At 44.4% G+C, this 14,547-nt stretch carries 13 protein-coding genes; 5 read left to right on the top strand and 8 right to left on the bottom strand.

All coding sequences use genetic code 11. The features are described 5' to 3' along the window. Positions 1-102: 102 nt before the first annotated feature. Positions 103-504 carry a RidA family protein gene (locus IX91_RS18690; RefSeq protein WP_174329871.1) on the bottom strand — a complete coding sequence of 134 codons (402 nt, stop codon included), beginning with the start codon at positions 502-504 and terminating at the stop codon, positions 103-105. Next, a complete protein-coding gene (locus tag IX91_RS18685; RefSeq protein WP_004747740.1) occupies positions 501-791 on the bottom strand; it encodes a putative quinol monooxygenase in 291 nt (96 codons plus the stop codon). Before IX91_RS18685 ends, IX91_RS18690 begins: the two co-directional genes overlap by 4 nt. A gap of 112 nt (positions 792-903) precedes the next feature. On the opposite strand from IX91_RS18685, the gene IX91_RS18680 reads away from it, so the two are divergent. Beyond that, the gene (locus IX91_RS18680) at positions 904-1,806 is read left to right on the top strand and encodes a LysR family transcriptional regulator (protein ID WP_004747742.1); all 903 of its coding nucleotides are present in this window, start codon (positions 904-906) and stop codon (positions 1,804-1,806) included. A 49-nt stretch (positions 1,807-1,855) separates the two neighbouring features. On the opposite strand, the gene IX91_RS18675 is transcribed toward IX91_RS18680, so the two are convergent. After that, entirely contained in the window at positions 1,856-2,836 is a 981-nt protein-coding gene (locus tag IX91_RS18675) for a sugar-binding transcriptional regulator (protein ID WP_004747744.1), read from the bottom strand. A gap of 451 nt (positions 2,837-3,287) precedes the next feature. On the opposite strand from IX91_RS18675, the gene tal reads away from it, so the two are divergent. Both tal and tkt read left to right on the top strand, forming a co-directional pair. Beyond that, the gene (gene tal / locus IX91_RS18670; RefSeq protein WP_004747746.1) at positions 3,288-4,238 is read left to right on the top strand and encodes a transaldolase; all 951 of its coding nucleotides are present in this window, start codon (positions 3,288-3,290) and stop codon (positions 4,236-4,238) included. Between the two features lie 82 nt (positions 4,239-4,320). Continuing rightward, a complete protein-coding gene (gene tkt, locus IX91_RS18665) occupies positions 4,321-6,312 on the top strand; it encodes a transketolase (protein ID WP_004747747.1) in 1,992 nt (663 codons plus the stop codon). Between the two features lie 47 nt (positions 6,313-6,359). Here the strand turns inward: tkt and IX91_RS18660 are convergent, their stop codons facing one another. Continuing rightward, on the bottom strand, positions 6,360-6,830 hold the full coding sequence (locus IX91_RS18660; protein WP_038197051.1) for an Lrp/AsnC family transcriptional regulator: 471 nt from the start codon (positions 6,828-6,830) through the stop codon (positions 6,360-6,362). 150 nt (positions 6,831-6,980) lie between these two features. On the opposite strand from IX91_RS18660, the gene IX91_RS18655 reads away from it, so the two are divergent. Next, complete coding sequence (locus tag IX91_RS18655) at positions 6,981-7,943, top strand: hypothetical protein (protein WP_004747749.1); 963 nt, start codon at positions 6,981-6,983, stop codon at positions 7,941-7,943. A 78-nt stretch (positions 7,944-8,021) separates the two neighbouring features. Here IX91_RS18655 and IX91_RS18650 read toward each other — a convergent pair whose 3' ends face one another. From IX91_RS18650 to IX91_RS18640, 3 genes are all read right to left on the bottom strand, one after another. Continuing rightward, entirely contained in the window at positions 8,022-8,540 is a 519-nt protein-coding gene (locus tag IX91_RS18650; RefSeq protein ID WP_004747751.1) for an NUDIX hydrolase, read from the bottom strand. Between the two features lie 93 nt (positions 8,541-8,633). Further along, positions 8,634-10,271 carry a methyl-accepting chemotaxis protein gene (locus IX91_RS18645; RefSeq protein WP_004747753.1) on the bottom strand — a complete coding sequence of 546 codons (1,638 nt, stop codon included), beginning with the start codon at positions 10,269-10,271 and terminating at the stop codon, positions 8,634-8,636. Positions 10,272-10,468: 197 nt separating this feature from the next. Next, a complete protein-coding gene (locus IX91_RS18640; RefSeq protein ID WP_004747754.1) occupies positions 10,469-10,945 on the bottom strand; it encodes a GNAT family N-acetyltransferase in 477 nt (158 codons plus the stop codon). Between the two features lie 155 nt (positions 10,946-11,100). On the opposite strand from IX91_RS18640, the gene IX91_RS18635 reads away from it, so the two are divergent. After that, on the top strand, positions 11,101-12,099 hold the full coding sequence (locus tag IX91_RS18635; RefSeq protein ID WP_004747756.1) for a 2-hydroxyacid dehydrogenase: 999 nt from the start codon (positions 11,101-11,103) through the stop codon (positions 12,097-12,099). Between the two features lie 70 nt (positions 12,100-12,169). Here the strand turns inward: IX91_RS18635 and IX91_RS18630 are convergent, their stop codons facing one another. Beyond that, the gene (locus IX91_RS18630; protein WP_004747758.1) at positions 12,170-14,530 is read right to left on the bottom strand and encodes a Lon protease family protein; all 2,361 of its coding nucleotides are present in this window, start codon (positions 14,528-14,530) and stop codon (positions 12,170-12,172) included. Positions 14,531-14,547: the final 17 nt, after the last annotated feature.

Below are 14,547 nucleotides of genomic sequence, written 5' to 3'. Positions count from 1 at the left end.
ACATGAGATTTGTGGATTAGATTGCATAGGAAACACCTCCAGAATTTGTGACAGGGTAATGCAGAAAAAAAGGCGGCACTGCCGCCTCAATTCCACGTTTATCTATGTATCAAAACATTTTGCTGCTTCAGCTTCTATTTCTACTTTCCAGCGTAAGTCAAACAAGCTAGCAACAAACAGCAATGTAGTAGGTAACGCACTAACGTCAAAAGGTATTTGTTCCTTTGCAAGTTGATAGAAAGGCAAGTCATTTCGATCAGTTAAGTAAATCCGCACACTAACTAAGTCATCTATGTCCATTTGATTGGCATGCAAAACACCTTGCACATTTTGCCAAGCCAGCACAATTTGCTCTTCTACACTTTCGGGAATATCACCATCCTTATTGATGCCTAACTGCCCCGCTACGTGAAGTCTTGTCGAAGCAGATGGTACTAGCGCACATTGATGGTAGTTCGCAGCAGGTGGAGGAACATTTGACGGACTCCATATCTTGTTCATCACACTTCCTTAGATAAGATAGAGATATTTGGTTCTTGTGCCAACAAAGCGCCAAGTCGATCAAAATCGCCTATATCTTTTCTCCAACCAATGTAGTTTTTAAAATGCGCTTCACTTTGCCATTCTTCGTACAAGACTAAAGCTTTATCAACCTGACTATTTTGAAACAAGTGTGCCGATATATTCCCGTCAAAAGATCGAGTGTCAGGTAAGATCTCAGTAAAGAAATCTTTAATTAACTGGCTGTTTTCGTGCGCATGGTTAAATTGAAATTGCACTAAGATACTCATGGTTATCTCCTTTAGTTCTATTGTTTGAGCTCAAAAGCAATCTAAATTGTTTTGGTGAATTGATAAATAACTTATAATTTAACTAATAGTCCTATTAAATCGAACAATAAAAATGAAATCAGACCTTCACCGCATGCAAGTTTTCGTTCAAATCGTTGAGTCAGGATCGATAACAAAAGCCTCGGATCAACTCGACGTATCCAAATCTGTCGTGAGTCATCACCTTCAAGCTCTTGAACAGCACCTAAATGTTAAGCTAATTACACGCACAACACGCCGCCAATCCCTTACCGAAGCCGGAAAACGTTTCTACCAAAGGTGTTTAGAGTTAAACAAACTGATGTCTCTGGCAGAAGAAGAGGCTCGTAATTCCAACACCGAGCTTGCAGGCACGATAACGATAACCTCACCACATACTTTAATGAATCAGTTGATTGGTCCTGCTATGTGCGATTTCGTCAGGCTTAACCCCCAAATCGAGCCGCAGTTAATAGCTAATGACATGCGCTTAAACCTTATTGAAAAGTATATAGATTTATCTGTTACGGTTGGAGAGTTGCCTGACTCAAGTGCTAGAGCATTGAAGCTTGGTGAGCTTGAGCAAGTGTTGTGCTGCTCCCCAGATTACATCGTGCAAAAAGGGCTATCTCTCCCTCTGTCTAAGTCAGCTTTGACTAACTGCGACTACATTGCTAATCAGTGGGAAGGAACAAATGTCGAGAGAAAGTTTGACGCAAACAGCGCAAATTCAATAACTTATCGATTTCAAGCCAATCGTCTCGGAGACAGTGTTCCTACGATCAAACTTATGGCGTTATCAGGGCTTGGGATTGCTTGCCTGCCAAAGTTAGCCATCAGCGAAGAGCTACGACAAGAGAAATTGGTTCAGATCACTGGCAAACAGGTTAGGTTGATGGCGCCTGTTTGGGTTGTTCATAACTACGGGCTTCAGGTGCCATCAAGAATTCGTGCTTTTATAGACTTCTTAAAACTATTTTCAAAAGACAAGCTATGATTCTTATACGAACAGATGCCGGACTATATGAATTTGGTACTCCAAAGGATTACTTCATCTGTTCATCTAAGTTGAGTACTGTCAGTGCATTGCTTACGCTTGTCGCGATTACGTCAATCACACCTGTTCTAAGTGCGCCTAACAATGCCAGTGGCTTACTGTTTTCCGCGGCGATGGCTATAACCTCTGAAATCGGACGAAACTCGTCGATACTTAAGCCGATAACTCGGTCACTCATTACGGTCGTCGCTGAGTCGCCATGGATATCGAAGAAGTCGTAACCGGCAAAGTCACCCACTACCCCTTGCTGCATTCGCGACTGAACCACTTCATCTGCCGTAAACCAGCCAAGGTCAACCATATAACTGTTCTCGCTCATATCACCGATACCAACTAAAGCAACATCAGCTTTACGCGCAAGATCCAAGGTTTGTTTAACGGTTGCATTTTGCATAAAGGCCAGCTTTTGCTCTCTGTTTTCTGCATAGGCTGGTGCGTATAATGTCTCTGAGGTTCCACCGTAACTCTTCGCAAACTGACGGCAAATATGATCAGCATTGAACATCCCTCCGCGAGGGTGGATACCACCGATGCCACAGACAAACTTAACATCACGCTGTGGAATGACACCAACGTGATGAGCTACTGCGGAGACATTACGACCTTGCCCGACGGTGACTACCGATCCATTTTGAATGGAACTAGCCATATATTTTGAAACCAGTCCTGCTACCTGTTGGCGTTGTTGCTCTTCTACCGGCTGATCTAGCGCGATAAGCGCACGCCTAACACCAAAGCGCTCAATCAGGCGCTGCTCTATTTTGGCACTAAACACAGGGTGGTATTTAACCGTAATTTCAACAATACCCTCATCACGGGCCTGCTTTAACATTCGGCCTACCTTGGCACGCGAGACAGAAAACTTCTTAGAGATTTCTTCCTGAGTCGCACCATCCTGATAGTAGGCGACAGAGATTTCCGTCAATAGATCTGCGTTATCATCTGAAATGTCACTTTGCGATTTGCTCATTAGGGTATCTTCCACAGCTAACCAATTGCACCTAACATGTGCTCACAGCCGTAGCATATGTCACAACAACCTTTTTTGGCAACATTTGCTCATAAGAATTACATTTTCTCAGCCTATATTTTCACCTGAGAAGTTTATCCTTAGCCCTTACGCCGCCTTGGCAAACGTTTAGTTTCCTTACTAAGCGTAGGGAACACTAAAAATACTTGATGAACATCACTTAAAAGCTCATTCAACAATTGACTTTCTAGCTGTATGAGATAATTATGAAGCCATCATTTACTCAGCGTTCGAGCAAATGTTCACAACAATTGTTCATACGTTGAAAATTATTTAAGTTAAGTAAGCTAAGTTGTCCCCTGTGGGAAATTCGACTATTACTTAACTCGCTTGCAATTGCACACCCATATCCTTTAGTGATGTGGAAGCCCAATGAAATAGGATGATCGAAATGAGCAACAAATTAGAGCAACTTCGTAAACTAACGACTGTAGTCGCTGACACTGGTGAAATTGATGCAATCAAAAAATACCAGCCAGAAGACGCTACAACTAACCCTTCTCTGATTCTTAAAGCAGCTCAAATCGAAGAGTATGCACCTCTAATCGACGCTTCTATCGAATACGCTAAAGCGCAAAGCTCTGATAAAGCACAACAAGTACAAGACACTTGTGACATGCTAGCGGTAAACATCGGTAAAGAAATCCTTAAAACTATCCCTGGCCGTATCTCTACTGAAGTTGATGCTCGTCTGTCTTACGACATGGAAGGCAGCGTTGCTAAAGCTCGCCAGCTAGTAAAAATGTACAATGATGCGGGCATCACTAACGACCGTATCCTTATTAAGCTAGCGTCTACTTGGGAAGGTATCCGCGCTGCAGAGATTCTTGAGAAAGAAGGCATCAACTGTAACCTCACTCTACTATTCTCTTTCGCTCAGGCTCGTGCTTGTGCTGAAGCTGGCGTATTCCTAATCTCACCATTCGTTGGCCGTATCATGGACTGGTACAAAGCAAAAGAAGGTCGTGACTTCGAAGCTCAAGAAGATCCAGGCGTACTATCTGTAACTAGCATCTACAACTACTACAAAGAGTACGGCTACAACACGGTAGTAATGGGCGCAAGCTTCCGTAACATCGGTGAGATCCTAGAGCTTGCTGGTTGTGACCGTCTAACTATCGCTCCTGCACTTCTTGCTGAACTAGAAGCCGCTGAAGGTGAAGTAGTTGAGAAGCTAGTTGACTCTAAAGGTGCTAAAGAGCGCCCTGCTGCGATGACTCACGCTGAGTTCCTATGGGACCACAACCAAGACCCTATGGCAGTTGAGAAGCTTGCAGAAGGTATCCGCAACTTTGCAGTTGACCAAGGCAAACTTGAAGCAATGATTGAAGCTAAGCTTTAATCAACAGAATTTCTAGAGGGGAACGTTTGCGTTCCCCTCTTTATATCCTTTCTAAGAAACAATCTATTTATCGGTATTTATTATGGATCGTAAAAATCTAGCAAACGCAATTCGTGCTCTAAGCATGGACGGTGTACAACAAGCAAACTCTGGCCACCCAGGCGCACCTATGGGTATGGCTGACATCGCTGAAGTTCTTTGGCGTGATCACCTAAACCACAACCCTTCAAACCCAGAGTGGGCTGACCGCGACCGTTTCGTTCTTTCAAACGGCCACGGCTCTATGCTGATTTACTCTCTGCTTCACCTAGCAGGCTACGAGCTATCAATCGACGATCTTAAGAACTTCCGTCAACTGCACTCTAAGACTCCAGGTCACCCAGAGTACGGTTACGCACCGGGTATCGAAACAACAACAGGCCCTCTAGGTCAAGGTATCACTAACGCTGTTGGTATGGCGCTTGCTGAGAAAACTCTAGCAGCACAATTCAACAAAGAAGGCCACGACATCGTTGACCACTTCACTTATGCATTCATGGGTGACGGCTGTCTGATGGAAGGTATCTCTCACGAAGCATGTTCTCTAGCAGGTACGCTAGGTCTTGGTAAGCTTATCGCTTTCTGGGATGACAACGGCATCTCTATCGATGGTGAAGTTGAAGGTTGGTTCTCTGACGATACTCCTAAGCGTTTTGAAGCTTACGGCTGGCACGTAATCCCAGCAGTAGACGGTCACAACGCTGAAGCGATCAACGCAGCGATTGAAGCAGCAAAAGCAGACCCACGCCCTACTCTAATCTGTACTAAGACAATCATCGGTTTTGGTTCTCCAAACAAATCTGGTTCACACGACTGTCACGGTGCACCACTAGGCGCTGAAGAAATTGCAGCTACACGTAAAGAACTTGGTTGGGAGCACGGTCCGTTTGAAATTCCGCAAGATGTCTACGCGCAGTGGGACGCGAAAGAAGCAGGCGCAGCTAAGGAAGCAGCGTGGAACGAGAAACTTGCAGCTTATGAAGCAGCATATCCAGAGCTTGCAGCAGAATTCAAACGCCGCGTAAACGGTGAACTGCCAGCACAATGGGAAGAGAAAGCAAACGCAATCATTGCTGACCTTCAAGCTAACCCAGCAAACATTGCATCACGTAAAGCATCTCAAAACGCTCTAGAAGCGTTCGGTGCTATGCTACCTGAATTCCTAGGCGGCTCTGCTGACCTTGCCCCTTCTAACCTAACTATGTGGTCTGGTTCTAAATCTGTGTCTGCTGAAGATCCAGCAGGTAACTACATCCACTACGGTGTACGTGAATTCGGTATGACAGCGATCATGAACGGTATTGCTCTGCACGGTGGTTTCGTACCATACGGTGCAACTTTCCTAATGTTCATGGAATACGCGCGTAACGCAATGCGTATGGCTGCTCTGATGAAAGTTCAGAACATCCAAGTTTACACGCACGACTCTATTGGTCTTGGCGAAGATGGCCCAACTCACCAACCGGTTGAGCAAATGGCTTCTCTACGTCTAACGCCAAACATGAGCACATGGCGTCCATGTGACCAAGTGGAATCTGCAGTGGCTTGGAAACTGGCAATCGAGCGTAAAGATGGCCCAACATCGCTAATCTTCTCTCGTCAAAACCTTGCACAGCAAGAGCGTAACGAAGAGCAAGTTGCAAACATCGCTCGCGGTGGCTACATCCTGAAAGATTGTGAAGGCAAACCAGAGCTAATCCTTATCGCTACAGGTTCTGAAGTTGAATTAGCGGTTAACGCGGCTGCTGAACTGACAGCTGAAGGTAAGAAGGTACGCGTAGTATCTATGCCTGCTACTGACGCATTCGACAAGCAAGACGCTGACTACCGTGAATCTGTACTTCCATCTAACGTAACTGCACGTATCGCTGTAGAAGCGGGCATCGCTGACTTCTGGTACAAGTACGTTGGCTTCGGCGGCAAGATCATCGGTATGACGACATTCGGTGAATCTGCACCTGCAGGTGAGCTATTCAAGATGTTTGGTTTCACAACTGAAAACGTTGTAAACACAGCGAAAGAGCTGCTAGCTTAATCCCTGTATCTTGATAATAAATGCCCCGCTATGTTAGCGGGGCATTTTTATTGGATCTCTTCTACATTCACTTGAGTGCTGAACTTAACGGTTTTAGTCGACACAGAGGTATGGAACTTACGTATATTCCGATCTTGATGTAAGACTCGCTCAATAAATCGCTCGTAAGCCTGTATGTCCGCCACCGAGACAATCAGCATAAAGTCGTAGCCTCCGGTGATTTGATAGCATTGCGTCACTTCAGGTGCTTTTTCAATCGACTGCCTGAACACGCTGTAGATATCTCCCCTATCACGCTCCATTTCCACTGATACAATCAAGGTCATTTTGTTGCCCGCTAACGATGGGTTGATAATGGAGACATCTCCAACAATCACTTTTCCCGCCCTTAAACGTTTAACGCGCTTTAAACAAGCGGGTGGAGACAAACCAACTTCCTCTGCAAGCTCAACGTTCGCTATGCGGTTATTCTTTTGCAGCACTGAAAGGATCTTTCGATCAATTCTGTCAATTTCCATATATTTCTTAATACCCCACATCTAGGAACTTTTGCTTCCCCATAGAGAAAACAAAGAAATAAAATTAGTTGTACTCATTATATAAGCATCGTCATATTTCTCTACATTTGAATAACATTTTGCCATCTGTTGTTTTTAAAGGAACTGACAATGAACAAGCTGCAAAATTTCTTTCGAGATCTCGTTAAAGAAATCTTTGATGTCACTTGGACGCTCTACAAGATCATGGTGCCGATCATTATCGTCATCAAAGTCATCGAAGAAATGGGTGGCATCGCAATCTTGAGTAACTGGCTTAGCCCTTTGATGAGCTTGGTTGGCCTTCCGGATGAGATGGGACTCGTTTGGGCAACTACGCTGCTGACGAACATCTATGCGGGTTTATTGGTATTTATGAATACTGATGTGCAGCTTACCGTCGCCCAAGTGTCAGTGCTTGGTACATTGATGTTGCTTGCTCACTCATTACCCATTGAAGCAGCCATTGCCAAAAAAGCGGGCGTAAGCATCACAATGACATTACTGCTGCGTTTAGGTGGTGGAATACTCTTAGCATGGCTATTACACCATAGCTACCAGTACTGGGACTTATTAGGTCACACCGCTAATGTCGTCTGGTCACCAGAGCAAGTTGCACAGCAAACCTACTTAGAATGGGCGTGGGTTCAAGTTGAAAACCTAGTTGCAATTTTCCTTGTCATTTCTGCTTTGCTTTTTGCCCTCAAGCTGATGAAACTTGTCGGCGTTGAAAAAGCGATGGCGATAATGTTGCGCCCTGTCTTAAGGTTACTTGGGATCAGTCGTGAAGCAACAAACATGACTATTGTAGGTATTACCCTTGGCCTATCTTTTGGGGGCGGCCTTCTCATCAACGAAGCAAAACGTGGGCACATCCCCGCGCGAGATGTGTTTATCGCAATTATGTTGCTTAATCTTGTTCACAGTATGATTGAAGACACCATCTTAGTGCTTCTGATAGGCGCTGATTTCTTCTCTATCTTCTGGGGAAGGTTACTGTTTGGCTTGATTACCGTCGCGATACTCTCTCACACACTCAAATATGTGAGTGATGCGACTTGTGAAAGGTACTTTTATAGAAAAGTCGAGTCTTAAGGCTGTGGACATTAGACTCTAACAAAAAAATGCCTACCAAAGTAATTTGGTAGGCATTTGTCTTTTAACCTTAATGACTTAAAGCATTTCTTTGGCTATGAGGTGAAGTAGAAAGGTCTCACGCTCAATACTCATGCCTTTCTTTGGGCTTTCAGCAATAGTTTTTTCATTATGAGCGATGGCATCATGAATGTTCATCCAGACAGCTTTCATGCCATTTTTAATCTCGTAATCTTCGTAGTTAGTGTCACCGAGTTCACGGTTAACCTTGCACGTATAGCAGTACGAAATCATATGAACAACGTCAGCACCCTCTTTGTACCAAGGTCGAAACTCTTCATAGATACCAAAAGGCTTAATGCCATGAATATTGTTGGCGCCCGTCTCTTCTTCTAACTCGCGTACCATGCCAGCAATGATATCTTCACCTTCATCAAGCCCGCCGCCCGGAATGGTATAGTCATGGTAGCGCTCGGTGTATAACAGTAAAATATCTTCTCCATCAACCACGATGGCGCGTGCTGCATTGCGCTTGAATATAATTTTGTCGTCCAAATGTTCCAGATCAGGATGGACTGTGGTCTTTAGATGTCTCATAGATAAGCTAGTGATAGAAAATTTGCTGCGATTCTATCACTAGCACTGTCTTAGATTCCAATAAGATTGGAGATAACTCAGTTTGCTTAAACCTTATGCAAGCTTAAAGCGGTTAATCATGCTCATAAGGTTTTCTGAGACGTGTTTTAACTCTTTACCCGAACTCGCCATTTGCGCCGACTCACTCGATACAGAGCTCGCCATGTCACTCAAGCTGACGACATTACGATTGATATCATTCACTGTGACCGTTTGCTGTTCTGCGGCAGTCGCAATATGCTGCGCCATCTCCTCAATGGTGTGAACCTCTTGATTAATTTTATCTAGAGTTTGACCAGCTTGCGTAGAGAGTTCAGACGCTTGGTTTGCTTTATCTGCGCCTTGGTTCATCACGACTACTACATTTTCAGCGCCGGTTTGAAGCTTTTCAACGATGTTTTGAATCTCAAGCGTTGATTCTTGAGTCCGCTGCGACAGCGTTCTTACTTCATCAGCCACCACGGCAAAACCGCGACCTTGCTCTCCAGCTCTCGCCGCTTCAATTGCGGCATTGAGTGCCAACAGATTAGTTTGTTCAGCAACGCCACGAATCACTTCAAGGACAGTATCCACATTTCTCGCATCCGTCGCGAGCTTCTGAACTACTTGCCCTGCCGAACCGATTTGCTCCGCCAATTCATTCGCTTCAGTAACATTCTTTTGAATGATCGAGTGGCTATTTTGCGTCTCTTTTGCCGCAAGGCGACTGGCGTCATTAGCTTCAACCGTTCTACTTGCTACTTCTTCAACGGTGGCGAGCATTTCTGTCATCGCTGTAGCTAACATGTCCACATCGTTTTGCTGCTGATTCAGGCTGTCATCAATATGATGCACGGAATTAGATAACTGAGTCGCCGATGCTGAAACTTGTGTCCCTGCATCACTGATATTAAGCATAATCGATTGAATAGAGGCGACAAACTGGTTGAAGTAACGAGCTAAGTGAATCAGTTCTTTACTGCCCTCTTCTGGTAAACGCTGAGTTAAATCGCCTTCGCCTTGAGACAATGTTTTCATTGCGCGTAACGTGCGTTTTAACGGTGACGTTATCGTTTTAATGAAATATCCGACCACCAGCGATAACACGACTAAAATACCGACGGCATAGCTAAGGGACGTGACTTCCGAACGGTAAGTTACCGCTTTTAAAGCAACCATGTTCATTCCAGAGCCAACCATCCAACCCCACGGTTCAAACATCACCGCGTAACTCGTTTTAGGGTCTAGGGAGTCTTTATCTGGATTTTTCCAATGGTAATCAACAAACCCTCCACCACTTTTCGCCGCTTGGTACATTTCTTTCACAAAGTAAACGCCGTTGCTATCTTGGAGGTTCATAATGTTTTTACCTAGTAGAGAGAGAACTCCAGAGGCAATTTGGATTCCATCATTATCACCAACAAAAATATAGTTATCACCATCAAAGCGCATTGCAGAAATCGTTTCCAAAGCGCGAGCTTGTGCTACCTCTTTTGTTAACGCCCCGCTTTCACTCTGCTGATGATAATAATCGATAACACTAACGGCACTTTCTACTAGTGTTTCAACTCCGCGTTCGTAATTTTCACGCATATGTTGACGAGATTTATCGATATTTAAAAAAGTATTGGCAAACAAGCCAATTGCGAATAATCCAAGTATTGACCATGCCCTTGCGGCAATTGAGACGTTTTTAAGTTTCTTTACCAACATATCCATATACCCTAACCAATCAAGTTTATTATCAACCCGACCGCAAAAACCATAATAATTAGATGGTTACCGACTGGTCGGATTTATTTTATAAATATAACGGTAGCAGTAAAATGAATGGTTTGTGTAACTATTATATGAATTTAGTAATACTTAGGAGGTAGTGATATAAAGGTCAACTTAACTCTTTGAAAGTTTCATCCTTCATTTAGTTGCAACGACATAATATGCTGGGGCCCTGCTGCTCCTCCCAAATAAAGATCACCATTATCAACAAAGCCATTATTTAAATAGCAACGATAAGCCGCTGGATTCTTGCAGTTAACGGTCAAGTAAACAGCATCATATTGTGGATATTGTTGCGCTAGGTAATTGCCTAAAACAGACATTGCGGCACTTCCGTACCCACGGCCTTGGCAGTTTATGTCGATCAAGAATGCTCTAAAGCCTAGAGAGCCCGCGGGAGCAAACTCATAAACACGGCTGTAAGTGGTATCTATAAGAAAAATTCCAACTACTTTGCTACCATCCAGAACAAGATGAGGGTGCACTTTATCGTCAGCATTGAGGAGAACTTGCTCCACCGTTCCTACATAAGGGAGTTGTTCATCCGCCACACTGAGAGTGATCACCTGTTCAAGATGAGAAGGGGTCATTGGCGTCAGCTTAATCATATTTTTCTCCGTTCCTTGTCGAATCTAATATATATCAATAATTTAACTATTGGCGCAACTTGGATATAGCCTCAGTAAATTCATGGTTTATTTTCTTTCTAATTCAGTATTCAATAGGCGTCGTTACTCTCCTTCAATACCTTAGAGAGGTTTTTATGATAGATGTCGCTGTGTTTAGCTCTAAGTCTTACGACGAAGTATCTTTCTCGAAAGTTAACCAAGCTTATGGTTTTAACCTTCACTTCCACGATTTCCCGTTAACTCGAAAAACCGCAAAGATGGCTCATGACTGTCAAGTTGTTTGCGCGTTCGTTAATGATGATCTTTCGGCACCAGTCCTTGAAGCGTTATCACAACAAGGCGTAAAGATGGTCGCAATGCGCTGCGCTGGGTTTGATCGCGTCGACTTAGAAGCCGCGAAACGACTTGGTATTCAGGTGGTTCGCGTTCCTGCTTATTCGCCAGAATCTGTCGCAGAGCACACAGTTGGCTTAATGATGAGCCTAAACCGTCGTTTTCATAAAGCCTACCAAAGAACCCGAGATGCTAACTTCAACCTAGAAGGCCTAGTTGGGTTTAACTTCTTTGGTAAAACGGCAGGCGTGATTGGTACTGGTAAAATTGGCATTGCAACAATGCGTATTTTAAAAGGCTTAGGGATGGAGCTTTTATGTCACGATCCGTATGAGAATCCGATCGCTCTCGAACTTGGAGCCAAGTATGTTTCTAAACAAGAACTATTTGAGCAGAGCGACATCATTACTCTGCACTGCCCGATGTCGGAAGAAAACTATCACCTACTTGATGAAACGGCTTTCGAGCAAATGAAAGATGGCGTTATGATCGTTAATACCAGTCGCGGTGGTTTACTCGATTCAGCAGCAGCGGTTGAAGCTTTGAAACGCGGACGAATCGGCGCGCTTGGCCTTGATGTTTACGAGCATGAGAAAGAGCTCTTCTTCCAAGATAAATCTAACGATGTGATTGTTGACGACGTTTTTCGTCGCTTGTCGGCTTGCCACAATGTCTTATTCACCGGTCACCAAGCTTTCTTAACCAATGAAGCGCTTGGCAATATTGCAGAAACAACGCTCGGCAATGTAGACGCGTTTGCTAAAGGCGTACCTTCAGGAAACGAAGTGTTAGAACTTTAATTTCCGATTGCTGGTTTATGCAGACTTAGATAGATAAAAAAGAGCCCCTTTGTCCGGGGCTCTTGTCGTTTTATTTTCTTAATGCGTTAAGCTTGGCTTGTGCGATACCAAATACGGTATCAATCGGGTAACTTCCTTCATCACTCGGCGTGCCGGCCGCTTTTCCGGTGAAGAGTTCAATCGCTTCAGTCACATGGTCGATTGCCCAGATATGGAACTCACCTTTTTCTACCGCTTTGACGATGTCTGGTCGCAACATCAGATTATGCATATTCGAACGCGGGATAATCACACCTTGCTCGTTCGTACGCCCTTTGATTTCACACACATCGAAGAAGCCTTCGATCTTCTCATTAACACCGCCGATCGGTTGTGATTCACCAAACTGGTTCATGGAACCTGTGATGGCAATGTCTTGGCGGTTTGGCTGTTTAGAAAAGGCCGAAACCACAGCACAGAATTCAGCCATACTTGCGCTGTCTCCATCTACGCCACCGTATGATTGTTCAAAAGTAATAGTGGTACTTAACGGGACTTTCGCCGTTTTTCCAAATACTGAGGACAAGTAAGCCGTCAGGATCATCACACCTTTTGAGTGGATACTACCGCCAAGGTCAACACTACGTTCAATATCGATTACTTCACCTTCACCGTAACAGGTCGTCGCAGTAATCCGGTTTGGCGCGCCAAACATATACTCACTGGTACTAAGAACCGACAAAGCATTAACCTGACCAACCGCTTGACCATGAGTGTGAATGAGGGTTGTTCCGTTAATAAAGCTCTCCATCACGCTGTCTTTTAATCGGCTTACACGCAATTCTTGGTTCGACAGCGCCTCTTCGACATGGCTAGAACGAATCATGTTGGAGTTTGCTTGTCTTGCCACATAGTTCGACTCACGGAGCAGGTTCGCAATATTCGCCGAATGCAGTGAGATTTTGTTCTGATCGCCTGCTAAACGCGAACTGTGCTCAATGATTCGCGCGATGGCCTTGCGATCACAATGGAGCATGCAGTTATCGTTCACCACACTGGAAATAAATTTCGCGTATTGAAGCTCCGAGTCAGCATTACGCGTCATCTCATCTTCAAAGTCTGCGGTTACTCGGAATAGCTCGCTAAACTCTGGATCATAGTGTTGAAGCAACTGGTAGGTGCGGTAATCACCGAAGAGGATAATTTTCACATCCAAAGGAATCGCTTCAGGATCAAGTGATACCGTACCTGTTAGCGTCACTTCTTTCTCTAGAGAAGTGAAACTCAACTGGCGCGCACGCAGAGCACGTTTAAGTCCATCCCATACGTAGGGCTGCTCCAGCACCTTTTGTGCATCCATCAAGAGCACACCACCGTTCGCCTTGTGCAGACTACCTGGGCGAATCAAAGAGAAATCGGTAAATACCGTTCCCTTAAAGGTGGCGGTTTCAATGTAACCAAATAAGGTGTGATAGTTGGGGTTCTCTTCAACAACGATTGGAAACTCTTCGTTTTTACGGCTTACAAGGACGTTAACCTTGTAGCGACGAGGCAATTTCTTGTCGAGCGAGGCTGTTGCCACCTCGCCTTGCTCCGCACTTTGCTCTAGGAAGATATCTGCATTATCAACGATGTCTTGCTGAAGCTCTGTAAGATAACTCTTAATTGCAGGATAACCAGAATAATCTTTCTTAAGCTGTTTGATGAAATGGGTTATCACATCTAGCGTCACTTCATCGTTGAGCTTTTTAATCTTCTCTGTGTAGGCTTCTTCCCACTCAGTAAGTTGACGAACCATGTTTCTCAGTTGCACTTCTAGTTCGTCAATCGTGTCACCAAAGTATTCTTGCTCTTTATTGCTCAGCTCTTCAAACGACTCTTCTGTGTGAAGCTCTTCGCCATTCATCGCAACAAATTGATAGTCGCCTTGAGTCGTAATGGTCAGGCTAATCCCTTTAGACTTAGCTTCTTTAGTGATTACCGCGAGTTCGGCTTCTTGCTTAGTAGCCAATTGGTTTTTCAGCTTATCTGCGCGGCTATAATACAGCTCGTTGTCAAAGGCTAATGGCATCGCATTGACCAGCTTAGACATGAGTTTTTCAATGTCTTGTTTGAATTTACTGCCAACCCCACAAGGCAACTTTAAGACTTTTGGTGTTCGAATATCTTCAAAGTTGGCGACATAACACCAGTCAAACAGTGCCGCGGCGTCATGTTGATGGCGATTTAAATAGCGCAAAATCATCGTACGCTTGCCTAATCCATTTTGGCCAATTGCGTAGATGTTGTATCCCTTCTCTTTAATCGACATAGCAAACTCGACGGCTTTCTGAGCACGCTCCTGTCCGACAATCTCATCGATAGGCGCCAACTCTTTTGTCGACTTGCTTTGTAGTTTTTCTAGCTCAGCTGATAGGTATAGCTGATTCGCTTCAAGTCTTTGAATGGTCATCACTCTATCCTTGTAGT

It is taken from the genome of Vibrio tubiashii ATCC 19109, assembly GCF_000772105.1.
Classification (GTDB): domain Bacteria; phylum Pseudomonadota; class Gammaproteobacteria; order Enterobacterales; family Vibrionaceae; genus Vibrio; species Vibrio tubiashii.
This window is presented reverse-complemented; position numbering and strand designations above follow the sequence as displayed.